Annotated in this window: 22 protein-coding genes; 1 reads left to right on the top strand and 21 read right to left on the bottom strand. The window is 45.3% G+C overall.

Annotated elements, in window-relative coordinates; all coding sequences use genetic code 11:
* Positions 1 to 254 precede the first annotated feature (254 nt).
* Positions 255 to 830 carry a peptide deformylase gene (gene def / locus H065_RS0116865; RefSeq protein ID WP_017814255.1) on the bottom strand — a complete coding sequence of 192 codons (576 nt, stop codon included), beginning with the start codon at positions 828 to 830 and terminating at the stop codon, positions 255 to 257.
* Between the two features lie 381 nt (positions 831 to 1,211).
* On the opposite strand from def, the gene H065_RS27095 reads away from it, so the two are divergent.
* Positions 1,212 to 1,667: a MarR family winged helix-turn-helix transcriptional regulator gene (locus tag H065_RS27095; protein ID WP_017814254.1), complete on the top strand. Its 456-nt coding sequence runs from the start codon at positions 1,212 to 1,214 to the stop codon at positions 1,665 to 1,667.
* An 84-nt stretch (positions 1,668 to 1,751) separates the two neighbouring features.
* Here the strand turns inward: H065_RS27095 and H065_RS0116855 are convergent, their stop codons facing one another.
* The 20 genes from H065_RS0116855 to glpK form a co-directional block, all read right to left on the bottom strand.
* Positions 1,752 to 2,102 (bottom strand): thioredoxin family protein, encoded by a 351-nt coding sequence (locus tag H065_RS0116855; RefSeq protein ID WP_017814253.1) that lies wholly within the window; start codon positions 2,100 to 2,102, stop codon positions 1,752 to 1,754.
* A 138-nt stretch (positions 2,103 to 2,240) separates the two neighbouring features.
* A complete protein-coding gene (locus H065_RS0116850; RefSeq protein ID WP_017814252.1) occupies positions 2,241 to 3,014 on the bottom strand; it encodes an alpha/beta hydrolase in 774 nt (257 codons plus the stop codon).
* A gap of 158 nt (positions 3,015 to 3,172) precedes the next feature.
* The gene (locus H065_RS27090; protein WP_017814251.1) at positions 3,173 to 4,036 is read right to left on the bottom strand and encodes an SMI1/KNR4 family protein; all 864 of its coding nucleotides are present in this window, start codon (positions 4,034 to 4,036) and stop codon (positions 3,173 to 3,175) included.
* A 324-nt stretch (positions 4,037 to 4,360) separates the two neighbouring features.
* Positions 4,361 to 5,152, bottom strand: coding sequence for a ZIP family metal transporter (locus H065_RS0116840; protein ID WP_017814250.1), 792 nt, complete (start codon positions 5,150 to 5,152; stop codon positions 4,361 to 4,363).
* Positions 5,153 to 5,326: 174 nt separating this feature from the next.
* Positions 5,327 to 6,235, bottom strand: coding sequence for an aldo/keto reductase (locus H065_RS0116835; RefSeq protein WP_017814249.1), 909 nt, complete (start codon positions 6,233 to 6,235; stop codon positions 5,327 to 5,329).
* Positions 6,236 to 6,368: 133 nt separating this feature from the next.
* Positions 6,369 to 6,569, bottom strand: a complete 201-nt coding sequence (locus H065_RS0116830) for a YwbE family protein (RefSeq protein ID WP_017814248.1) — start codon at positions 6,567 to 6,569, stop codon at positions 6,369 to 6,371.
* Between the two features lie 350 nt (positions 6,570 to 6,919).
* Complete coding sequence (locus H065_RS0116825) at positions 6,920 to 7,450, bottom strand: hypothetical protein (RefSeq protein ID WP_017814247.1); 531 nt, start codon at positions 7,448 to 7,450, stop codon at positions 6,920 to 6,922.
* A 503-nt stretch (positions 7,451 to 7,953) separates the two neighbouring features.
* Positions 7,954 to 9,345 carry an ABC transporter substrate-binding protein gene (locus H065_RS0116820; protein ID WP_017814246.1) on the bottom strand — a complete coding sequence of 464 codons (1,392 nt, stop codon included), beginning with the start codon at positions 9,343 to 9,345 and terminating at the stop codon, positions 7,954 to 7,956.
* 26 nt (positions 9,346 to 9,371) lie between these two features.
* A complete protein-coding gene (locus H065_RS0116815) occupies positions 9,372 to 10,256 on the bottom strand; it encodes a carbohydrate ABC transporter permease (protein ID WP_017814245.1) in 885 nt (294 codons plus the stop codon).
* A 12-nt stretch (positions 10,257 to 10,268) separates the two neighbouring features.
* Positions 10,269 to 11,210, bottom strand: a complete 942-nt coding sequence (locus tag H065_RS0116810; protein ID WP_017814244.1) for a carbohydrate ABC transporter permease — start codon at positions 11,208 to 11,210, stop codon at positions 10,269 to 10,271.
* A gap of 376 nt (positions 11,211 to 11,586) precedes the next feature.
* On the bottom strand, positions 11,587 to 12,543 hold the full coding sequence (locus tag H065_RS0116805; RefSeq protein WP_017814243.1) for a siderophore ABC transporter substrate-binding protein: 957 nt from the start codon (positions 12,541 to 12,543) through the stop codon (positions 11,587 to 11,589).
* A 198-nt stretch (positions 12,544 to 12,741) separates the two neighbouring features.
* The gene (locus H065_RS0116800) at positions 12,742 to 13,500 is read right to left on the bottom strand and encodes an iron ABC transporter ATP-binding protein (RefSeq protein WP_017814242.1); all 759 of its coding nucleotides are present in this window, start codon (positions 13,498 to 13,500) and stop codon (positions 12,742 to 12,744) included.
* Positions 13,501 to 13,584: 84 nt separating this feature from the next.
* Entirely contained in the window at positions 13,585 to 14,538 is a 954-nt protein-coding gene (locus H065_RS0116795; RefSeq protein ID WP_017814241.1) for an iron chelate uptake ABC transporter family permease subunit, read from the bottom strand.
* Positions 14,522 to 15,481, bottom strand: coding sequence for an ABC transporter permease (locus H065_RS0116790; RefSeq protein WP_026136298.1), 960 nt, complete (start codon positions 15,479 to 15,481; stop codon positions 14,522 to 14,524). Before H065_RS0116790 ends, H065_RS0116795 begins: the two co-directional genes overlap by 17 nt.
* A 287-nt stretch (positions 15,482 to 15,768) precedes the next feature.
* The gene (locus tag H065_RS0116785; RefSeq protein WP_017814239.1) at positions 15,769 to 16,026 is read right to left on the bottom strand and encodes a YqkE family protein; all 258 of its coding nucleotides are present in this window, start codon (positions 16,024 to 16,026) and stop codon (positions 15,769 to 15,771) included.
* Positions 16,027 to 16,329: 303 nt separating this feature from the next.
* Positions 16,330 to 17,661, bottom strand: coding sequence for a hemolysin family protein (locus H065_RS0116780; protein ID WP_017814238.1), 1,332 nt, complete (start codon positions 17,659 to 17,661; stop codon positions 16,330 to 16,332).
* A 308-nt stretch (positions 17,662 to 17,969) separates the two neighbouring features.
* Positions 17,970 to 18,473, bottom strand: a complete 504-nt coding sequence (locus H065_RS0116775) for a hypothetical protein (RefSeq protein WP_017814237.1) — start codon at positions 18,471 to 18,473, stop codon at positions 17,970 to 17,972.
* A gap of 269 nt (positions 18,474 to 18,742) precedes the next feature.
* The gene (locus H065_RS0116765; RefSeq protein WP_338010880.1) at positions 18,743 to 20,422 is read right to left on the bottom strand and encodes a glycerol-3-phosphate dehydrogenase/oxidase; all 1,680 of its coding nucleotides are present in this window, start codon (positions 20,420 to 20,422) and stop codon (positions 18,743 to 18,745) included.
* Between the two features lie 379 nt (positions 20,423 to 20,801).
* Positions 20,802 to 21,779 carry an iron-hydroxamate ABC transporter substrate-binding protein gene (locus H065_RS0116760; protein WP_017814234.1) on the bottom strand — a complete coding sequence of 326 codons (978 nt, stop codon included), beginning with the start codon at positions 21,777 to 21,779 and terminating at the stop codon, positions 20,802 to 20,804.
* A 331-nt stretch (positions 21,780 to 22,110) separates the two neighbouring features.
* Complete coding sequence (gene glpK / locus H065_RS0116755; RefSeq protein WP_017814233.1) at positions 22,111 to 23,604, bottom strand: glycerol kinase GlpK; 1,494 nt, start codon at positions 23,602 to 23,604, stop codon at positions 22,111 to 22,113.
* Positions 23,605 to 23,631 lie beyond the last annotated feature (27 nt).

Genomic DNA, 23,631 nt, shown 5'->3' with positions numbered 1-23,631 from the left:
TGTATCATATCACAACCAGACGAAAAAGACCGTCTTTCATCGACGGTCTTTCCTCATCATGTAGTCTATAGGAGCATAGCAGAATAACGTTTCAGGCTTGCGAACTATAGTTGAATTCCCCATCTGGGTAAATGGCTGCAGTTCGAATTCCTCTTTCATACCAATCTGTCCCATTTTAAAAGTTTTAAGAAAGTATGAATTTTTTTATGGAAATAATTCATGAAAATGAATATTTGTCCGATATACTATAAAGATTACAGCGGACGTATATATTCAGCATCAGGCAGACGGAATGGATCTTTTTTATTAATATGATCATAGAACATGACACCATTCAGATGATCATACTCATGCTGGAATACCACAGCAGCAAAGCCTTTCAACTTGAGCTTGAACAGTTGCCCGTCCGGCGTATATGCCTGTACCGTAACTTTCTCATATCTTGGTACATAACCGTCCACTGGACGATCTACAGACAGACACCCTTCACCGCTCTCCAGATAGATCATTGCAGCCGAATGACTGACCAGCTTGGGATTACAGAAGATATATTCCAGCTGACGATCCTGATCATCGGTAAAATACACAACAAAGACGCGTTTGTTCCATCCAATCTGATTGGCAGAAAGACCTATACCCGCCCGCAGTCCATATTGCTCAGCCGCTTTTTCGTCCTGGGATTTTTTGAGGAACTCCATCATGCGATTGACTTTTGTGCGTTCCTCTTCGGATAAAGGAAGGGTTACCGGCTCCGTTACCTCTCGAAGAATCGGATCACCTTCACGTACAATTTCGTCCATGGTTACAAAGGGAAGTGATGAATGGTTCAATAGAATTGGGCCACCTTTTAATTGATATAATTCGCCTGCCCAAGACAATGACAGACTGTGCATAGTTCAACATTTTAAAAAATGATAGCTAAATCGGCGATATTTATATTTAATTATAAAAAAAGTTCAAATTTACGTCAATGACAGCGGTTTTTTGTCTCAATCTGTCGAATTTGCATTGACGTAATACTGGTAACAAATTACTATATTGTTAAGGAAGTTTTAAGAATCTTGCATTTCTTATTTGAATTTTTGCATTTTCTATTTTGGACAACCTGATGTTACATAATGGAATTCTGATAGTTAATCATTTTTCACACTTTTCATCATATCGATAATTAACTAACAGTTTTACCTATATTATTGAGGAGGATTTAACAATTGGAAACGTCTGGTGAAATGCTTAAGAGTTATTTATTACTTGTAGACCGTATGCCGCGGATCATGGAACTACCTACATTGATGCGTCAGCTGAAGTCCAATACGACCGAGATCTTTATTCTACACTTTCTGCTGAACAACGGCAGTCAATATGGTACTGACATCGTCAAGGCAACCGGCCTGACAACAAGTGCTGTAACTCAAATTTGTGACAAACTGGAACAGGAAGAACTGATTGAACGCACCCGCTCCGACCAAGATCGCCGTTATGTGAGTATCTCCATCACCCGCAAAGGCGGAAGAGCTTTGGATAAAATTTTTGGTATCATGGCCAGCAAACTGGTCGAGAATATCCGTGAACTCAATGACGAAGACGCGGATGAGCTGCTGCTGCATCTGCGCAGTGTAGAGCATCTTATTCTCAAACGTAAAGAGCTGGTTGCGAAGCAAAGATAATAATGTAATGATGTTATTTTACATTTCACATATGCTTTAGCTGCTTAACATATACCTTACCACAAAAAAAGCCCGGCAGGATGATCATCCTGTACCGGGTTTTTTGCTGATATATGGGTATTTAACTTCGGCCAGGTATTCGGATACCTGTGCTGGTGTTTTGGCAAATTTGCTGTGCAAATGGGCGACTTTCTCTCCATTACGGTACACAAGCAGACTCGGGATACCGCGTACTTCATTTTGCTCGGCCAGATCCTGGAATTTCTCTGCATCCATCGCATAGAAGCGTTTGTCCGGGTTCTGTTCAATGATCCCGCCCATAAAGCGATCCAACGTTCTGCAATCCGGGCACCAGTTCGTATCGAACTTGATAACTGTATATTCTTGTTCACCGATCAATTGCTGGTACTGCTCTGCGGATTCTATTCTTTCCATTAGAGAATCGCTCCTTCCAAATCGATTTATTTGACTGTCCAATCAGTAGCAATGAATGACTGCGATCTTTCCAGCTATCTTAATTTAAAGAATTCTCTGTCTTCATTATCTGCTTTTTAGTTAAATTTGGCAAGGTATCTATTGCAGCAGCCGGATGCTATGACGGGCATACAGCCAGTCCATCATTTCCGGGAATCGGCGGTGAAAAGCCTCTTCGTTATGATCTTCTCCCTCAATCCTCACAAATTGTCGCTGTTCAGGAGGCAGCTCACTGCGCGCCAGAATGGCTGCTGCTTCATCGGTAAGGGATTGCATCATTCGCTGTCGATTGGTCTTGGCTGTGCCTTCCAGAGAGCCGATATCCATATAGATCCGCAGGTGGGGATTCAGCTGGCGCTCTTCCATAAACTCCACGAATCCTTCGTACCAGAGGGAAGCCGACATCGCACCAATGCGGCCGAATACCTCCGGATATACATAGGCGGCGAACAAGGCAACCAGACCGCCGAGTGATTTGCCGACGATGCCGGTGCTTTCCGGGCGCGGGTCAGTATAGAAATTGCGATCGATCCACGGCTTGAGCTCATGGACGATCATATACAGATACTGGCTGGCTCTGCCACCAAAATCATCATATCTTCGTCCTGGCAATAGCTTCTGGGCCGTCCACGGCGTATATTCATGAATCCGGTCATGGGGCATAATGCCGACCAGAATGCATTCAGGTAAAGTTCCGGCTGCAAAGCGTAGCTCCAGATGATACAGATTGGCATTCAGCAAAGGGTCATACAGATCGCCACTATCCTGCACATAGACCACCGGCAACGGATAGGCCGCCTGATCATAGGAAGGAGGCAAATAAATCAACAGTTCACGACCGGCATGTCTTTCGGTAAACAGTGTTCCTTTCATTACGACTCTCCTTTTGCATATATGGATATAAACTGAAAGTTGTAAGATACGAATAACGATTACACATAAATCAACATAGACTTTGATAAGACAGTTATACAATAGACAATAGCAGACTCATGAAATGTTATCCTACTTTAATTAAACAGAAGTATTATTCATCCTAGCGACTTGGTCAATTTTTTCCACATATTCATAAAGGAATCAAAACGATCTGCAAGTTTGTATAACCCTTTTTCACTATCTGGATCATCTTGATATAAATGACTCCAGTAATAAACACCCTGTTTTTCTTGATCTTTTCCTAAAAGCAATTTTCCTCCTTCTGCTGTTTCTCCAATAATAAAATACCCTCTAGGTATATCATTCCTAAAAGAATTTCTATATTCCAAGTTATAACGTTCAACCAAACCAATCCCATACATTGCTTTCAGAGGTATAACTTCTTTTAATTCATCCACATTAAAAGTGCAGTAATGAACAATAGGGGTGCCTCCGTTATATTTCAGCAAAAACTCCCTATAATCATTTGAAAATCGAACATGTAGATTATGCTCTAATTGTTCAAGCATATTTTGATTGGTAGCGCCCAGTTTCCTAAGCCAGATTTCTTTTCCCAGTTTTATTTCCTTATAGTAAAATTCATATTCTCTTATAAATTCATGTATATCTTCTTCGGTAGGCTGATACGGACTTAATGCCCATTTTATATAATTAATCTTTGTCCCCTGATCTATTTCATCCCAGCGATAAGGTGGATTCTTCAATAAATAAGATAAGGATCGTTCCCATATCCATGACTTCTTTTTTTCTAGCCAGATTGCCCAACTTTGAGATTTGGCAGGATTTTTTTCAGTTTGCTTTGATATTAATTTCTCCAATGTTTGCCAAGCAAGACTAGCACTAAAGGGACTGGCACTGACCCTTACATCATCAGGACTAATACTGAATTTTGCTTCCATCAACATATTATGTAATATCCTTAACTCATTTTCATCATCAATAATAAGATTAGTCTCCATATAAAAATGATTCACCTCAACTCTTCAATATTTATAAAAAGGCAAACAACTTTAATCTTATTTCAAAAATACCAATTTATAATATTTTAATATTGATGTGCTTATTATGCATGAATATATCAAATATTTTTTGAATATTTTATTTACTGGTTCCATATATAGAACCTCATTCTTATTAAACATACCCTTCCGGGATAACATGATTCCTAATAACATTTTTTATTTCCCTTATCTTACCAAAAAATACATCAGCTGATTCCTCAATCGGAAAATCAGCTGATGTATTTACTGTGATCATTTTACTTTCTACCCTGTAATCAAATATTAAATACTCAGTACCAGCGCAGTCAGTAGCCCCAGTGAAGCAATCAAGCCAACCATCGGGCCACCTTCTTCATAGGCTTCCGGTGCCATCGTAGAGCACAGCATAGCGATAATGCCGCCGCCGGCAAAGGCGCCGATCCCTGCTTTGATCTCATTGGGCAGCATTTCCAGGAACAGATAACCCAGCATGGAAGCGAGCGAGGATACGATCAATACAGCGATCCACATGCCCCAGATTTTGCCGCGGGAATAATTGCTCTGCTGCATCCCTACGGTACTGGACAGTCCTTCTGGAATATTACTTACAAAAATAGACACGACCAGCACGGCACTGACGCCCTGTCCAGTCAGCAGACTGGCTCCAATCATAATGGACTCGGGAATAGCATCCATTACCGTACCGGCAAAAATACCGAGACCGCTGCCGCCTTTGGATTTGCCTTTTTTGCCATTCGAAGAATCATCTTGTCCGCTGCTATCCTGATCATCTCCTTCTTCCGCCCGGCTGTAATAGGAGCGTTTGCGGTTGGCACCGCCCCGGGAAGAGATTAGCAAGTCGAATACGGTGTAGACAACAGCCCCGACCAGAAATCCAATTGCTGTAGCGACCAGTCCGCCATCCTCGATCGCATCTTCCAGCAGTTCAAATGAAGCCGCCCCGATCAGCGTACCGGTACCGAATGCCATAATCCAGCCAATAATCTTTTTGGGAATTTTGAAATACATTGCTACCAATGCTCCGAGCAGCACCGCCGAGCCGGCAATGGCTCCCCACATTAACGCACTCCACATATTTTTCGCCTCCTTATGTAACAACTAACCTGTCCCTTATTAACCAGAAATGATAGTCAAAGGAACATTCCTTTATTCTATTATGGACATATTCTTTGCCGACGCAGCACGAACATTACAAAAAAAGCATCTCCCATACATAGGAGATGCTCCAAATGACTACAACTGCCCTGCTTAACGATGCTGGGTATACTGATTGGCCGGACGGATCGAGCGGATCAGTCGTACTTCGTCCTCGGTCAATGCTGGTGACGAAGCGGCTTCTACATTATGACGCAACTGCTCCGAGGAACTCGCTCCCGGAATCACAGCACCAACGGCCGGATGAGACAGCGCATAACGAATTGCCAGCTGACTCATGCTGCGCTCCGATCCGCATAACGCTTCGAGCTGACGACGCAGATCCATAATCTCGGCTCCATCGATACCGAGATAGCCCTTTTGCGCCTTGTCTTCGCGTCCGTCTGCAAGAGCTCCGCTGGCTACCGGACCACGAACAATAGCGCTGACACCGTTCTCTGCCAGCAATGGCAGAACCTCCTCTTCCGGACGACGATCCAGGATGCTGTACTGGCTCATCACGCTGACCAGATGCGAACGCTTCACGTATTCACGAATAACATTGGGACGAATCGAAGAAATGCCATACTGGCGAATCAGTCCTTCGTTTTTCAACTGTTCAAAAGCTTCAATAGCCTCATCGATATTATCGTCCATCGTACCGCCATGCAGCTGATACAGATCGATATAATCGGTTTGTAAGCGGCGCAGACTGTCCTTGACCGCCTCCAGGATATATTCCTTGGATGCGTCCCATACCCAGCCGTCCTGGCCCGGAATACGGCGATTGCCGACTTTGGTAGCGAGTACAACATCGCTCCGGCGACCTTTGATTGCTTTGCCGACAATTTCTTCGTTGCGTCCCTCATCATACAGGTCTGCTGTATCAAGCAGCGTGACGCCCAGATCGAGCGCTTCGTGCAGCAGTGCGATGGCTTTACTCTCTTCGGTGCTGAGCGACATACAGCCCATTCCAATTTCACCGACTACCAGATCGGTACCTCCCAGTTTGTTCTGTTTCATTATGTGTGCTCCTCTCTTGTATTTTATTTAGTGTATGATACTGCTTCCTAGTCTCTATTCTGTGGTGAGCTCTATTCAACTTCTTATGGAAAATAAGGCAAAGCCTATTTCCAGCTGAATCGATCTGCGATGTTCAGGAAGGAGCAATAATATTCTTTACCCGTCCTACCTGGCCGGACGTCAGTCTGACCTTGATTCCGTGCGGATGGTTTGGAGAGTTGGTCAGGATATCCTTGACTACCCCGCGGGTCAGCTTGCCTGTACGTTGATCCTGCTTGAGCACAATATCCACTTCCAGGCCTGCTTTGATATTGGCGCGTGTCTGTCCATTCATAAGTGTGTTTCCTTTCGCATCAAAACATTTTATTTTTGTTGATTTTATCTTGAAAATAGAAGTCTAGAACTAAAGTGATTTTAATGTTTCTATTATATACACAATTTTAGACTTGAATAAATTAAAAGGAACGATAAAATTTATTTTTATCGTTCCTTTTAAAAATATCTATTTATGGTTTTTTTTATTAAATTTACTTATTGTAAGAGGGATAAATTGCAATATAACAACCCAAAACAACATGGAAACCCAATTGATTTTTTCCCAATCTCCATTATACATAATCAAACTGAAGATTGTACATATCAGTATAGTTATTAATACACTCACAAAAAGATATAACCAACTCATCAATTACCACTATACCCTTCCAGCCAAGTTTCCGAGGTTACAGGACTTCCTTGCATATTCTTTGTACGTCCTGCATCTTCATAAAATGTATGAATTCGTTTCTCAGCCACTTTCATTTTAAATTTATTAGGATCATTAGGCACTACTGTTTTGTAATAAACCTTATCCGTATACCAAATTTTAGGAATAAAATTATTTACAATATAAGTAACAATAGCTAAAGTTGATGTAATTCTTGCAGTAGCTTTTTTTCCCAAACCATCTGTTTTATTGACAATATACCCCACTAAAATATTTACTGCATTAACGGTGTGAATAGGAACGGTAGTAGTATAGAAAAAATTACCTTGGTGCTGCCAATCTGAAATAGGTAATCCAGAAGGATTATTTACAGATAATGTATTAGTTTCTGTCGATATCGCAGAAGGTTCATTTTCTATCTTTTCTAATTTGCTTAATTCAATAGTACCTGTAATTGTATCACTTTGACTGCTTTTTTCTTCAGTTGTGGATTGTAAGGTATTAAGCATATTTGTATTTGAATCTATAGTGGAAATAGTATAATTCGCATTTCCATTTACAATTCTAAGTCTATATTTTCCAATCGCCTTATAATTATTTGGTGTTTCTTCTTTATATAGGACACTGTCTGTGCCAAGCGAGTCTCCATACGTATCTTCAATAAGCTTATATTTATTTTCATTTTGTGTATACGTATATTCTAAATGATCCGTATGTTCAAAATCACCTTTAAGAAAAGTTAGATTTTTTTAGGAGCAGATAGTATAGCCTCAACATCTTTACTTTTTAATTGATCTGTTGTGGTATAAGTATTGTTAGTCACTGTATTTTTTAAATAATGATTATTATTTGTTTGTTATATTAACAAACCACATTTTGGATTTCAACTTTACCCTCATTCGAGAACAAATCATACAAAAAAAAGAATACCTTTTAAAAGCGAATGTTAAATTCCGCTAAGGTATTCTTTAAAATTTTTAATTTTCGCTTATAGAATATCTATGTTATTTTATTACTTCTGATTAGCCGACCAGTCTTCTGCCCGCGACTGCAGCCGTTCCAGCAGTGCTTTGGCATCCGGTGACTTGCCGTTGGCCGACTCGCTCAGATAACCGTTGACCGCGGGTACAATTTCGCTGTTGTAGAATGGATTGGCTTCGTCCATGAGTGTTGGCTTGGTAATGTCCGCCATCTTCATGGCATTTTTGACGTAGCCGTTATTTTCTTCGATAAAGTCTGCTTTTTTCAGTGTCGGCGTATAGTCAAAATTCAGATACGCCCACTTCTGGGTGTCATAGCTCGCCAGGAACTTCATCACTTCCCACGAAGCTTCCGGGTTCTGGGCTTTTTTGGCCATAATAAATGGGTCTACCGCTACCCATCCGGTACCGTCTTTACCAATATTCATGACCGGTACATAACGATCCAGCAGTTCCTTGTCTCCATTGGCACGGAATTCACTCATGATTGTAGTCCCGCTGTTATCCAGTACCATGGCGACATTGTTCTTTTCAAGACCAAAGTTTTCTTCGCCACTACCATTTACAAATGCCGGTGGTGCCAGTTTGGCTGCTTCGCCCATCCATTCCAGCGCTTTGACCATACCCGGTGTATTCAGCGACCATTTGATATCGCCGGGTTTGTCGAGTGTGCCTTCGCCACCTTTTTCACCAAAATAGTAGCTCAGTGCGACAAAGGTGGACTGGTTAATCGAGTTACCGGAGAACCACAGACCGTACGTCTGCTCGCCGGTTTTCGGATCGGTACCAGTCATTTTTTTGGCTTTTTCCAGAATTTCTTCTGGGGTTGGGACTTCGGACAGTGGCTCTACGCCCCAATCGGCGAAGATCTGCTTGTCATAGATGGTGACGCGTTTGCCGAGAATAGCCGGGATTCCGTACTGATGCTCTCCATCCGGCGAACGTGTGCTGTAAGAGCTGTTCCAGATTCCTTCCAGATAGATACCTGGATCAAAAGTCTTGTCCTTCTCGATCAGATCATCCAGATCGCGCAGCAATCCTTCATTATAATACTGGGCAGCAAAAGCTCCGCCGGTATAAATAACGTCCACATCACCGGACATCAGCTGAGCACGCTGCTTGGCCTGGGCATTCTCCCACGGCACCTGGGTGATCTCCAGTTTGATATTCGGATACATCTTCTTGAATGTATCGTCAATATACTGGTTAAATCCGGTCGTCTCCTGTCCGGTCACCGGATCGATACCATTCTCCAGCTGCCAGCCCGCCAGGGAAAGACGTACCGTGCCAGATACATCGGACACTTTTTTTACATTTTCCGTACTATACGTCTGCGAACCCGCTTCACCTTCTGCCGAGGAACTACACGCTGTCAGGATCATCACCAGCAGCACAATACATACCGTTTGCCAATTTCGTCTCATCGGATTACCACCTTTGTCGGATTTGGTTACTGCTTCAGACCTGTTGTTGCGATACTCTCTACAATATATTTTTGCAGGAACATATACAGCACCAGTACCGGAATCAGACTGATACAGGTTGCAGCCATAATAATCGATGGCATCTGACGGGAACCGTTATTGTAATTGAACATGGCCAGACCGAGCTGAATCGTGTATTTGTCCGGATTATTTAGCGCCAGCAGCGGCCAAATCAATTCATTCCAGACACCCAGGAACTGCAGAATGACCATCGTGGCAAAAATCGGCATACAGAGCGGCAGATAAATCCGAGGGAAGATGCCATATTCACTCGCTCCGTCGATCAATGCCGCTTCGCGCAGTTCACCCGGCAGTCCGTCAATAAACTGCTTGCACAAGAAAGTCCCAAACGCATAATTCAGTGCCGGCAAAAAGAAAACCCAATATGTATCCAGGAGATGGATCTGGTTAAACAGCATGTACTGCGGAATCATCGTCATTTCAAAAGGAATCATCATCGTACTGAGTGCCAATACCAGCACCATGCCCGCTCCTTTGAAACGGATCTTGGACAGTGCATAACCCGACAGCAGTGCAGAGAACAGACTGATTACAATCACACCGATCGCGACAACAAATGAATTGAGAATATAGCGGATCAGATCGACATTGGTCAGTGCTGCACGGTATGTCCGCAGTGACGGATCTTCCGGCCAGAAGCTTGGCGGAAATGGAATATTGAGCCGTGCTCCCCAGTCAAAGCTGGTCATAACCATCCAGATAAACGGTAATACCATCGTCACAGAGGCGGCGCAGAGAATGAACATGATCGCAAAGCTGGTGAACTTGCGACTGGTTTGATGTCCCAGCTTTATCGGAGCTTTGGGGAGGGATGGTGCAGTTTTATCCATGTCGTCAGCCTCCTAGTTCAATTGGTTTCTGGCGTTTACCTTGAGGATAACCAGTGTCAGCAGCAGAATGAATACAAACAGCAGATACGACGCTGCCGTTGCAATTCCCAGCTGGGAAGATAAAAAGGCATTGCGGTAAATGTAAAGCACCGAAGTCATCAACGCACCGGATGGATTACCGGCACTGCCGCCGATCAGCCATACGTTGGTGAACTGCTTCATTCCGTTAATCACACCCATTACGATCATGAACAGGAAGATCGGACGCAGCGACGGAATCGTAATATAACGCCACTTGCCCAGTGCACTCGCTCCATCGATATCCGCAGCTTCGTACTGTTCACGCGGTACACTTTGCAGCGCAGCCAGGAATATGATCGTGTTGTATCCCAGTGCACTCCACAGAATCATGAAGACCACACTCAGACGTGCAATCGAAGGATCAGTAAACCAGCCAACCGGATCGATACCGAACCAGTTCAGCGCATAGTTGATCAGACCTTCTTTGCCCGGATGAAACAACAGACTGAACAGAAGACTTGTCGCTACGGCAGAAACTACATTGGGAAGAAAGAAAATCGCCTTGAACAAATTGCGTGTACGCTGCCAGGGCAGATGATGCACCAGGCTCGCCAGAATAAAGGAGAACACAATACCAAGGATGGCCGACAGCCCGCCAATATAGATTGTGTTGTAGAGAGCACCCCAGAACAGATCGTCCTGCAGCACCCTGGAATAGTTGGTCAATCCTACCCACTGCGCAGAGGCAGCGCCATTACCGCGGAAGCTTGTCAGCAGTGCAGAGACCATGGGATACAGGGAGAAACCCAGTACTCCGACGAGCAGCGGCAGGACAAAGCACCAGCCGGCGATATCGGTGGAACGCAGCCATTTTTTGCGGACGGCTGTGGTTTGTTGACCTGTAATGACCTGTGTATTTTCAGACACCATCATCCACCTTCTTTCCTTGAAAGTTTTGTGAGCAGCACCTGTTGTTATAATCATTATAATGAAATAATGATTAATTTCTAGAGTATAGTTCTCTTTTTATGTAATGTAGTTATTAAAATAGTTAATTGGTCTGATCAATAAAATTAATTTTCAGCTGTAAAAATCGAATTTTAGCGGATATCCAACATTCTAATCACCTTTTCATGTCACTTTATATAACAAAAAGAAAGCTACGATATGACTCGTAGCTTCCTTTAGACTAGAATATGAATTGGAAATAGATCCGTATAACCAGCTTTACAGGACTGTTGGCATATTTTTGCTTATTTTCCTGTTTTCACGGAGTTCCATTTATATGAACTCTACAAAACGTACATTCTTAACCTTGTACTGAATCGCCTACTTCTTTGATCATTTCGGATACGGATTGCAGACCGCCACCGGACAGGTACCAGTAGTATGGGTTCAAATAGACAATGTGTCCGTTTTTGTAAGCATTCGTGTTTTTGACCAGTGCATTCTCTACTGTTGCTTTGGCAGAAGACTCTTCACCAATCGCACTGCCACGGTCTACCACAAACAGGTAGTCCGGATTCTTCTCTGCTACATACTCCGGAGATACACTTTGTCCGTGTGTAGATACTTCGATATTGGGATCAACCGCTTTGAAGCCCAGTACATCGTGAATGAGTCCAAAGCGTGAACCGGCTCCATACGCACTCAGGCTTCCTTCGTTGGCGAGTACAATCAGCGCATTATGATTTGCTTTTTTCACTTTTTCCTGTGTAGCTGTGACTTCATCATTAATAGCAGTCAGCGCTTTGTTGATCTCATCCTGCTTGCCGAAGATTTCACCTATTGTATTCATGTTTTGGGTAAAGGACTTCATGTAATTGTTGGTATCAACGCTCAAGTTGATTGTCGGTGCAATCTTGCTGAACTCTTCATAGGAATCGGCCTGACGACCGGAAATAATGATCAGATCCGGTGCCGCTTCACTGACTTTCTCAAAATCGGGCTCTTTCAGTCCGCCTGCATTAATATACTCGCTATCTGCATATTTTTTCAGATATGGAGGAAGACCATCTTGTGGTAAAGCAACAGGCTTGATCCCCAGCTGGTCCATAGTATCCAGGATACCCATATCAAATACAACAACACGCTGCGGGTTTTTCGGTACTTCGACATCTCCTGTTTTTTGAGCGACTTTGACAGTAGCTGCCTGTGCAGTATCGCTTCCTGCGGCTGCCCCGGTCGTCGATCCGGCTTCTTTGCCACAAGCGGCCAGTACCAGAATTGCCAGAATAAGTGTCAGACTCAGTGTCCATTTTTTCATTATAAACTCCCCTTTAATACGTATATTGGTTCTTGCATAGATACTTTATTCAAATTGGGCACGCCATTTGCAGTTTCTTCTGAGCCGTATAGCGGCCTGCAGATAGCGGGTTCTTCTATTACTCGTGTAGACAGTTGCGAATTGTGCATCGTTACCTGCTATATCGCAGCAGTTTTCCTAGTGTTTCCCATACAAATATCAGGCGTAAAATGTACAAATACGTTGTCCTTCAATCTCCTGGATACCAATCTCCAGATCATAGATACCGCGCAGTACATCGGTATCGATAATCTCCTCCACACTGCCTTGCTGTACAATCTGGCCATTCTTGAGTGCAACGATCCGATCCGAGTAACAGGAGGCAAAGTTAATATCGTGAATGACCAGCACAATCGTCTTGCCCAGTTCCTGTACCATCCGGCGCAGCGTCTGCATAATCTGGACCGAATGTTTCATATCCAGATTATTAAGCGGCTCATCGAGCAGAATATACTCCGTATCCTGGGCGAGCACCATCGCAATATAGGCACGCTGCTTCTGCCCGCCGCTCAGTTCGTCGAGATACTTGTGCTGCATCTCGGTGAGTCCCATATAGGCAATCGCTTTATTAACATGATGCTCATCTTCCTTTTTCAGCCGGCCCTGTGAATAGGGAAACCGGCCAAAAGCAACCAGTTCGCGAATCGTCAGTCGCAGTTCGATATGGTTGGCCTGTTTGAGAATTGCCAGCGTACGCGCCAGCTCTCTGCTGTCACAGCTGCTAATTTCACGGCCTTCCAGCCATACCTCACCCTGATCTCTCGTAATCAGGCGGCTGATCATGGAGAGCAGGGTACTTTTGCCTGCACCGTTCGGACCGATAAATGAAGTGATCTGCCCTTTGTGAATGGTCAGGGAGACATCGTCGACCACTTTTTTGCCGTTATAGGTTTTGGACAGGTTTTTGACTTCCAGCATGATTTCTCTTCCTTTCATGACCACGTCGATCAGGTTTTCCTGTTCTGCGCAGATTCGTGATGTGATCTTCTGTCCTGCAGCCGTCTATCTCGCGATATTGCCCCGAAGCAGCAAATACAGGAAGTAACTGCCGCCAAAGAAATTCACGATCACACTGAGCGGTGTCGAGAAAGCAAATATCCGCTCCACAATGAACTGCCCACCTACCAGCGTGATAATGGCAATGAGTACAGTGCCTGCAATCAGATAACTGTGCCGATAGGTCGGCAGGAACTCCCGTGCCAGATTGACCACGAGCAGTCCAAGGAACAGAATCGGTCCAACCAATGCTGTCGAGATCGACACCAGTACCGCTACTGCCAGCAGTAATCGTTTGACGACACGGTCATAATCAATGCCCAGATTGACCGCATGATCCTTGCCCAGTGCCAGTACATTAAAGTACTTGATATACGGATACACATATACGAAGACCGCTACCGTACCAATCAGGGCGAGCCAGAGCAGATCCGTATTGACCTTGTTGAAGCTGGCAAACAGCTTGTTCTGCAAAATCAGGAATTCATTCGGATCAATCAGCACCTGCATAAAGGTCGAGAGACTGGAGAAGAAACTGCCCAGGATCATACCGATCAGCAGCAGAAAATAGATATTCTGATTCTCCCGCCGGAACATCAGCCGGTACAGCACTCCGGAAAAGGCGATCATCCCGATCACACAGAGCAGGAAGTTCACATTCGCATTTTGCATAAACAGACTCGATGTTCCAAACACAAAAGCAATCACCGACTGGATAAACACATACAGCGAATCCAGTCCCATGACACTCGGCGTTAGAATCCGGTTATTCGTAATCGTCTGAAAAATAACCGAGGCAAATGCAATCGTTGTACCGGTCAGTACAATCGCCGTAATCTTGGCTCCCCGCCGGGGAAGTACATAATCCAGATTGACCGGATTCAGCTTGACCAGCAAAAACAGGGCAATTAATACAAGCGAGGCTCCGGTCATCCACCAGATTTTAGCTTGAAGCCGCATATGCATCTCTCCTTAACAACAGATAGAGGAAAATGCCGCTGCCAATGACACCCACCATCACCCCGATCGGAATCTCATAAGGGTAAATAATAATTCGTCCCAGCACATCGCACAGCAGTACAAAGCTCGCCCCAAGCAATGCGGTATGCATAAGACTTTTCTTGAGATGATCGCCGCGATAAATACTGACGATATTCGGGATGATCAATCCAAGATAAGGTATCGAGCCGACCGTCAATACAACCGATGCCGAGATCAGTGAGACGATGATCAGCCCGAGTGTGACTACCCTTTTATAATTCAGTCCCAGATTGGTGGCAAAATCCTCTCCCATACCTGCCAGCGTAAACCGATTGGCATAGATGTACGCGATAATGACGAGAGGCACGCTGATATACAGCAGCTCGTATCGTCCCTGCAATACCAACGAGAAATTACCCTGCAGCCAGGAAGAAATATTCTGTACCAGATCGTACCGATAGGCAAAATAAGTCGCTATCGAGCTGACCACATTACCGAGCATTAGCCCTACAAGCGGGATAAACACCGTATCTTTGAACTTGATCCGATTCATTACTTGCATAAACAAGAAAGTACCACCCAGAGCAAATACAAAAGCAATACTCATCTTGACCAGTGGTGCTGCCGCTGCGAATAGCATCATCGAGACCAGGATCCCGAGTCGTGTCCATTCAATCGTTCCTGCTGTCGTCGGAGAGACAAATTTGTTGCGGCTGAGCTGCTGCATGATCAGTCCGGCTATACTCATACAGGCACCGGCGATAATAATACTGATCAGTCTCGGGATCCGGCTGATCCAGAATACCTGCTGCTGCTCGGCTGTCCAGCTGAACATTTCCCATGGACGAAGATCCTTAACCCCTACGAACAAAGAGCTGATCGCCAGAAGAGCAAATAGTATAAGAAGTGTTCTTAATTTCATATGCAGATATAGTCCTGTAAAAAGGCGATATACGTGTCTGTATGCTCCTTTTTAAGGTAATCCTCCCTCCTGATGCCTGACCTGTTATGTAATATGGAATTTTTTACATTCGATAATGATATTCATTATCAATAGATTACAAAGTATCATTGTAGCTACTTATCTATCATTGATCAACCTTTTTTTTGATAATCATTATCATTAAGATCATTAAAAAAGCCATTCGGTGACATCGAATACGGTTTCTCGATGCCTCGAATGGCTTGTTATGCAGCGCTATAACCAGCTTATTTGTATTTTTTCCAATCCTGCTTGCTGTTCTCCAGCAGATACTCAAAATCATTATCTTTGCGCTTCTGCTCGGCTTTGCGGGCGTCTTCCGCCTTTTGACGCTCCTGCTCCTGGCGCTGCTGTTCTTCTTCGCGCATCTCGTTGGCCTGGGCTTTGAGCTTATCGAGTACATCTGCACTCAACAGATCCTTGAGTGTAGCCGGTTTATCCTGTGCTGCTGCCGGTCTTGCCGAAGCTTTATTTTTCTTGGCCATCTTGTATTCCCCCGTTATCCAGAGTTGGAATATCAGCCGCATTCGGTCATGTATGATTATTGATCCGTAAAGGCTGGCATTCATTATATTATATCATTTCCCGGTGATTCCAGTGAAGAGGCAAGCTAATTTTATACTTTTCCCTTATGCCTATGCTTAGGTCACCAGTTTCTTTTTGTATTGATTTCACGGCTGTTTATTGGGCTTGCTTCCTGTCACACAGCTGTTTATACTACGTCTGCTTCCAAGATAGTGATTTGTACGATAGAAGCTGCTTGTATTTATCGAGGACGTCTCTAATGTTTAGTCATTCTCTTCCTCTGTTTCCTCGGGTTCATAGGGCTGTACTTCAATCTCGCGGATATGGTGCTGATCCATCCGTGTGACTGTAAATTCATAATGTTCTTCCACGACCGATTGACCTTCGCGAATATTGAATTTGCGTGACAGAATCCAGCCACCGATGGTATAGGCTTCGCCTGCTTCAATATCTGTACCGAGGCGGCGGTTGACTTCATGAATCAAAGCTTGTGGCTGCAGTTTGTAATGCTTGTCGCCCAGCTTGCTGATCGCTGGCGTGGACAGCGGCTCAATATCCGATTTGGAAGGAATATCGCCAACGATTTCTTCCAGGATATCTTCCAGTGTAACCATACCTGCTGTACCGCCATACTCATCCAGCAGAACAGCCATATGAATATTTTCCTTTTGCATCTGTCCGAGCAGTTCACGTGCCGGGACCGTCTCGATCAGCTGCAGCACAGGACGAATAAAAGGAGCTATCGGATCGGTTGGCGCATGTGGCCGGTTCACTGCATCACGCAGTACTTCCTTCACATTGAGCAGACCAATAATCCGGTCTTTGTCTCCGCCAAGCGCTACCGGAATCAGGCTGTACGGCTCTTCGCGGATAATATCGTAAAATTGGGTCAGAGAAGCATCCTGTGCAATATAGATAATCTCTGTACGCGGTACCATAATTTCACTGCCGACCAGTTCATCAAAATCAAATACATTGTTCAGATAACGATATTCGGTTGGCGTAATGCTGCCGCTTTTGTATCCTTCCGAGAGGGCAAATCGCAGCTCTGCTTCGCTCTGTGCTACCTCCTGTTCAGACAGCGGCTTTACTCCGAACAGTCCAGTGATCAGGCGAGCCGAACGGCTGAGCACCCAGTTAAACGGAAAGGTGATTTTGTAGAAAATAATCATCGGACGGGCAAAGAACAGTGCCATCGGTTCAGCCACCTGAATCGCAAATGATTTGGGCACGAGCTCCCCAATAACGACTTCAAAATACGTCATCAGCAGGAACGCGATCAGGAAAGACAGTACCGACGTGAGAGATGCAGGGATCTGCAGCCAGACGAACAGCGGATGCAGCAGTTCCTCGATCGTCGACTCCCCGAGCCAGCCGAGTGCCAGTGATGTGAGCGTAGTGCCCAGCTGACAGGCAGACAGGAATTCGTCCAGCTTGGAAATAATATACTGTACGGCTTTGGCATTTTTGTTTCCTTCTTCTGCCAGCTGATTAATCCGCGAGATCCGCACCCGAATAATTGAATATTCTGATGCGACAAAAAAGGATGTGAGCAGAATAAGTAAAATCACGATAATGACATTGAGTGTTTCCATAGGCGGGGTGATGCCTCCTTTTCCATTGACGATAGCGGGTACATGTACCTTCCACGTATATGTATATTGATTATATGTATGCTTTTGCATTCACTGAATACCATTACCCAAAATTACCGACTCTGTTTTCGTGAATATGCTGCCGAATGGGTAAACGTCAAAAAAGCTGCCGATTGGGCAGCTTTTCAGTATGGCTTGTACATTATAGGAAATGTCTGATCGAGATGCTGATATGTACATTGTGCTGACAGCAGCTCCGCCATTCTACGATCTGCGAGTGTAACATGGCGGAGCTGCTGTCGGATGCATTACCATTCTTTTTTGCGTTCAAGCAGCATCCAGGCTCCGCCCAGTACGAGTGCAATAGCGACCAGAGGCTGAACAAATATAAGTCGTGACAACAATGAATCAATCGAGAATACGGCGAAAAAGAGCAGCGACAGTACAGTCAGAATATTGATTGGAATCAGCAGCCATTTGTTACGCGAACCGAACCAGTATAGTTGGAACAGCCCTACAGCTACCGCTAGAATAAAGCCCGGCCACATATAACTCCAGATACCAAACATCTGTGCCAGCTGGCTCACCGCTCCGGCTGTCAGCAGTATACCTCCCGGCACCAACAGTCCGACTCCTTTGGGCCCAACCAGTGAAAAATACATCCACTGAAACAGCAGGCCAAGCGGTATAACGAACAGCGTCGGCCAGAATGTCGCAAAAATCTCGCCCGCTCCGCCAGAACCTCCCGGATTCAAAAACAGATACACGCCCAGCAGCAGCAACACCGGCGCAAGAATCGCCCTTTTGATCATATTATTTCTCCCCTTTATCCTTATGGTATACCTGAGTATATCCAGCATACCATGGGATTATACGAGTTAACCTCAGCCTCTGGATGATTTTGCACCTGGACTTTGGTCGGGGATGTCTTTTTTGATTATTTCTTTTGATTCCGGATATAGCAAAACGGCTCCCCAAAGAGGAGAGCCGTCTATTGATATTGATATTGATATTGATATTGATATTGATATCAATCATTGTAAGCGGTGATTCAGTTTATCAAAATACTGGGCCACCTATTTTATACCGCAAACTCACTGCTAGCTTCCGCATCGGAAGGCACTACCGCATCATGCAGCTGAGCTTCCAGCTCATCGGTATAGCGGCGCTTCTGATCGGCATTCCAGTTCAGGCGTCTTGCCATATACTCGATAACCGGCTGCTTCCACTCTTGTACCCAGGCGATATTGAAGAACAAAGCACCCGTACGGCGGATAAAGAAATCAACCGGTTTGGCTGTCATTTCTTCTTCCATCGCGTATACGAGACGTACACGCACATCGGCTGGCAGACCGAGTTCTTCGGCAATAGCATCCTGCTGGTTCACACGAGCGAACAGCTGGGTCACATTGGAGCCATAGAAACCAGCCAGCTTCTCTGCCTGCTCGCGAGTCAAACCTACATTGACCCCGGCATCGGCATGCTGACGGATAAAGGCTGGCAGACCGGCCGAGCCGCCTACATCCCCACCGGAGATTGCCATGTGCTTGGTTTGGGAAGCCTTGAAGGTTTGACCAGTTTCTTTTTGCAGCAGTTCGGCTGCCAGGTCAACGACCATCTCAGCCATTTTGCGGTAACCGGTCAGCTTGCCGCCAGCGATTGTGATCAGGCCACTGTCGGACTGCCAGATCTCATCTTTACGGGAAATCTCGGATGGGGATTTGCCGTCTTCATGAATTAGCGGACGTACTCCTGCCCAGCTGGACTCCACATCTTCAGCAGTCACTTTGACAGTCGGGAACATGTAGTTGATCGCTTTGATTACATAATCACGATCGGCTGTGGTCATACGCGGGTGGATCGGATCGGCTTTGTAGACCGTATCGGTCGTACCCACATAGGTTTTGCCATCTCTTGGAATCGCGAATACCATCCGTCCATCCGGTGTATCAAAGTAAACCGCCTGCTCCAGCGGGAAGCGTTCATGGTCGATGACCAGATGAATCCCTTTGGTCATTTGCAGGGTTTTGCCTTTCTTGGAGTTATCGATTTTACGCAGGGTATCGACCCATGGTCCTGCTGCATTAATCACTTTGCGTGCGAAGATTTTGTATTCTTTGCCACTGATGGTGTCTTTGACTTTAACGCCTTTGAGCTTGCCATCTTCATAAATGAAATCAACAGCTTTGGTATAGTTGGCAGCCATTGCTCCGCGCTTAACGGCTTCCTTGATCACTTCAATCGTCAAGCGTGCATCATCGGTGCGGTACTCGACATAATAACCGCCGCCTTTGAGTCCATCCTGCTTCACCAGAGGTTCCTTGTTCAGCGTCTCCTGGGCACTCAGCATTTTGCGTCGCTCACTGCTTTTGACGCCAGCGAGGAAATCATATACCCGCAAACCAATCGATGTACTGAAACTGCCGAATGTGCCACCCTGGTGGAAAGGAAGCAGCATCCACTCCGGTGTCGTCACATGGGGTCCATTCTCATAGACGATCGCGCGCTCTTTGCCGACTTCGGCAACCATTTTCACTTCGAATTGCTTCAGATAACGCAGTCCACCATGCACCAGCTTGGTAGAACGGCTCGATGTTCCGGCTGCAAAGTCCTGCATCTCGACCAATCCAATCTTCATACCGCGGGTCACAGCATCCAGTGCAATCCCCGATCCGGTAATTCCGCCTCCGATTACCAGTACATCCAGTGGTTCCTGACTCATTTTCTGTAATACGGCTGCTCGTTCCTGTGCTGCAAACATCGTGTTCATTATTATTTCCTCCCTGTAATAAGTTCATTTGTATGTGGCTGTTCAGCCGATTAAATTGCTATATTATCCCAGTTAAAACCGCAAAAAAGAGACCACGAACATTACACATAAACGGCTGCTGCCGCGTGTATTCGTGGTCTCTCCAAAGTCTAATGACGAATTTATTAACTTGTAATCCGATTATAACATACCGCACTGTACTCAGGCAAAGAAAACGTTTAAATTTTATAATTATTTTTGATTATTACAATTTACAGCAGAAAAAATCGGTTCTTAACTGTACGGCTGACAGAGTAGTGGTCGTATAACGACTGCGAGTCACTGTTATCTCCATACCTCCACATTAACCTGATTGACCTTTCTCGTTGATTTACTTGCCTGTCAGGCTTTTCACGATAAAGTCGAGCTGTGCATTCATGGAGATTGGATCATTAAAATAATAGGCAATCGGATCAATATTGAACACATGATTGGCTTTCACTGCAGGCAGCTGCTTCCATAGACTACTGTTATACAGCGAGGTGCCTTCCTTGTCGGCATCCCCGCCCCATGGAGCGGTGAAGATATAATCACCTGCAAAGTCGGGAACATTCTCCAAAGAGATGCTCACATAACCAGGACCATTATCGATCGCTTCTTTTTGCGTCATTTCTGTACCTTTGAGTCCTAACTCCTGATAGATAATCTCTCCGCCGCGGCCAAAGCTGTCGCCCATGACGTATACACCTTTGGCATAAGGCTGGATAATAGAGACCGTTTTGTCGCTTACTGCTGCTTGTACTTGTGGTTTGACTTCATTGATTTTGGATTCCCAGGCAGCTGCCACTTCTTTGGCTTTGTCTTCGGTACCCGTCATTTTACCAAATTCTTGTAGCTGTTCCTTGTACGTGTACTGACCATACTTGATCGCTACTGTTGGTGCCACTTTGGCGAATTTGTCCAGATTGGCGTCTCCATCCCAAACGATGATCAGATCGGGATTCAGTGCCAGCACTTTTTCTACTTCAGGCGTTTCGCCCAGATTGGTGACACCTTCTGTTGTGTCTTTGAGATAGATACTGTCAAACGGCTTGTTTGTTGTAGCAATCGGTTTGATACCGAGTGAATACAGATAGCCGTAGTAGCTGTCTGCGAGTACAACCACACGCTGTGGATGACGAGAAACTTCTACATCGCCATTGGCTGCTTTGTAAGTAATCGTTGCACTCTCTTGTGCTGCCGGAGCAGTATCTGTACCTGCTGTAGGAGTTGTACTGCCGCCGTTTGTTGCGGATTGGCCACAGGCTGCCAGAATGCTAATCAGCAGAACCGCCATTATAATCATGGTGAATCTTTTTTGTTTATGCATACGTTAAGACCGCCTTTGATGGGATTGGTAGATCTTTTTAAATGATAAAGATTATCATTCGCAATTGACATCTTAGCACAAATGTCAGCGTCTAGCTACTGTTTTTGTCTGATATGTAAGCGTTATACTATGTGGCTGTGTACAGGTTGCCATAATAAGCAGCTATGTTTGCAAACCAAAAGCACCCTTTGTCCTTCAGCAAGACTGTAAAAGCTGCTGATGGGCAACGAGTGCTTTTGGTTTGTATTATTTGCATATTGCACAGCGTAGGGTACGCTGCCTCGTGCATGATTGAAATACGGTATTACTTATTATATTACTGCATACTGTATTATTTGAATGCCATTGCTGCGTGTACTGCTTTTTGCCATCCGCCGTACAGTTCTTCACGATACTTATCTTCCATTTTCGGTTCAAAGTTATCGATCAGATCGCTGTGTGTGGACGCGATCTCGTCCAGGCTTTCCCAATAACCAACAGCCAGACCTGCCAGGTAAGCGGCTCCCAGTGCTGTCGTCTCGTTAACAGCCGGACGCTCTACCGGTACGCCGAGGATATCGCTTTGGAACTGCATCAGGAATTCATTTTTTACTGCTCCGCCATCGACTTTGAGGGAACCTACAGTTACACCGCTGTCGCTCTCCATCGCTGTCAGTACATCCTTGGTCTGATATGCCAGGGACTCCAGTGTTGCACGGATAAAGTGCTCTTTGCTTGTACCGCGTGTCAGGCCAAAGGCTGCACCGCGTACATCGCTATCCCAGTAAGGGCTGCCCAGTCCGACAAAAGCAGGTACAATATAGACGCCTTCTGTCGATTCGACGCGGGAAGCATAGGTTTCACTTTCAGCGGCATCGCGGAACATGCGCAGTCCGTCACGCAACCACTGAATCGCAGAACCGGCTACGAAAATACTGCCTTCCAGCGCGTAGCTGATCTTGTCGCCTACACCGCAGGCAATCGTCGTGATCAGTCCATGCTCGGAGCGGATAGGCTCTTCGCCGGTATTCATCAGCATGAAGCAGCCTGTACCATACGTATTTTTAACCGATCCTTTTTCATAACAAGCTTGTCCGAACAGAGCTGCCTGCTGGTCACCGGCTGCTCCGGCAATCGGAACGCTTTGACCGAAGAAATGATAATCGATGGTATGAGCATATACTTCGGAGGAAGGACGAACTTCCGGCAGCAAGGATGCCGGGATATCCAGAATTTCCAGCAGCTCCTCATCCCATTTCAGATCATAAATATTGTACATCAGTGTACGGGAAGCATTGGAATAGTCCGTTACATGCGCTTTGCCGCCGGACAGTTTCCAGATCAGCCATGTATCGATCGTTCCGAACATCAGCTCCCCACGCTCGGCGCGTTCACGTACGCCATCCACATTATCCAGAATCCATTTTACTTTGGTACCGGAGAAATAAGGATCGATCAGCAGACCCGTTTTGTCGCGGAATGTCTGCTCCAGCCCTTTGGCTTTGAGTTCTTCACAGATATATGCACTCTGACGGGACTGCCATACGAGTACATTGTAGACCGGATCTCCTGTTTTGCGATCCCAGATAACAGTCGTCTCACGCTGGTTGGTAATACCGATACCTGCGATTTGAGCCGGTTTGACATGGGATTCGGACAGACAGGAAGCGATAACTGCCAGAATGGAACTCCAGATCTCGTCTGCATTTTGCTCGACATGACCTGGTTTTGGGAAATACTGCGGGAATTCGCGTTGTGCCATATAGTGAATTTCGCCTTTTTTGTTAAAAAGAATTGCGCGGGAGCTTGTGGTTCCTTGATCCAATGCCATAATATACTGTTCCATCTATTAGTTCCTCCTCAGAATGATCAC

The sequence above is a fragment of the Paenibacillus shenyangensis genome (assembly GCF_000346635.1).
Lineage (GTDB): Bacteria > Bacillota > Bacilli > Paenibacillales > Paenibacillaceae > Saccharibacillus > Saccharibacillus dauci.
The sequence above is the reverse complement of the archived record's forward strand: the minus strand, read 5'-3'. Positions and strand labels throughout refer to the sequence as shown.

Excerpts from the sequence above, each read along its gene's own strand:
- H065_RS0116815 (WP_017814245.1), bottom strand. The coding sequence starts at position 10,256 with ATGGATAAAACTGCACCATCCCTCCCCAAAGCTCCGATAAAGCTGGGA.
- H065_RS0116840 (WP_017814250.1), bottom strand. The coding sequence starts at position 5,152 with ATGTGGAGTGCGTTAATGTGGGGAGCCATTGCCGGCTCGGCGGTGCTG.
- H065_RS0116805 (WP_017814243.1), bottom strand. The coding sequence starts at position 12,543 with ATGAAAAAATGGACACTGAGTCTGACACTTATTCTGGCAATTCTGGTA.
- H065_RS0116795 (WP_017814241.1), bottom strand. The coding sequence starts at position 14,538 with ATGCGGCTTCAAGCTAAAATCTGGTGGATGACCGGAGCCTCGCTTGTA.
- H065_RS0116790 (WP_026136298.1), bottom strand. The coding sequence starts at position 15,481 with ATGAAATTAAGAACACTTCTTATACTATTTGCTCTTCTGGCGATCAGC.
- H065_RS0116830 (WP_017814248.1), bottom strand. The coding sequence starts at position 6,569 with ATGAATGGACAGACACGCGCCAATATCAAAGCAGGCCTGGAAGTGGAT.
- H065_RS0116800 (WP_017814242.1), bottom strand. The coding sequence starts at position 13,500 with ATGCTGGAAGTCAAAAACCTGTCCAAAACCTATAACGGCAAAAAAGTG.
- H065_RS0116775 (WP_017814237.1), bottom strand. The coding sequence starts at position 18,473 with ATGATCAAAAGGGCGATTCTTGCGCCGGTGTTGCTGCTGCTGGGCGTG.
- H065_RS0116825 (WP_017814247.1), bottom strand. The coding sequence starts at position 7,450 with ATGCTTAATACCTTACAATCCACAACTGAAGAAAAAAGCAGTCAAAGT.
- glpK (WP_017814233.1), bottom strand. The coding sequence starts at position 23,604 with ATGGAACAGTATATTATGGCATTGGATCAAGGAACCACAAGCTCCCGC.
- H065_RS27090 (WP_017814251.1), bottom strand. The coding sequence starts at position 4,036 with ATGGAGACTAATCTTATTATTGATGATGAAAATGAGTTAAGGATATTA.
- H065_RS0116810 (WP_017814244.1), bottom strand. The coding sequence starts at position 11,210 with ATGATGGTGTCTGAAAATACACAGGTCATTACAGGTCAACAAACCACA.
- H065_RS0116765 (WP_338010880.1), bottom strand. The coding sequence starts at position 20,422 with ATGTTTGCAGCACAGGAACGAGCAGCCGTATTACAGAAAATGAGTCAG.
- H065_RS0116785 (WP_017814239.1), bottom strand. The coding sequence starts at position 16,026 with ATGGCCAAGAAAAATAAAGCTTCGGCAAGACCGGCAGCAGCACAGGAT.
- H065_RS0116850 (WP_017814252.1), bottom strand. The coding sequence starts at position 3,014 with ATGAAAGGAACACTGTTTACCGAAAGACATGCCGGTCGTGAACTGTTG.
- H065_RS0116780 (WP_017814238.1), bottom strand. The coding sequence starts at position 17,661 with ATGGAAACACTCAATGTCATTATCGTGATTTTACTTATTCTGCTCACA.
- H065_RS0116855 (WP_017814253.1), bottom strand. The coding sequence starts at position 2,102 with ATGGAAAGAATAGAATCCGCAGAGCAGTACCAGCAATTGATCGGTGAA.
- H065_RS0116835 (WP_017814249.1), bottom strand. The coding sequence starts at position 6,235 with ATGAAACAGAACAAACTGGGAGGTACCGATCTGGTAGTCGGTGAAATT.
- H065_RS0116820 (WP_017814246.1), bottom strand. The coding sequence starts at position 9,345 with ATGAGACGAAATTGGCAAACGGTATGTATTGTGCTGCTGGTGATGATC.
- H065_RS0116760 (WP_017814234.1), bottom strand. The coding sequence starts at position 21,779 with ATGCATAAACAAAAAAGATTCACCATGATTATAATGGCGGTTCTGCTG.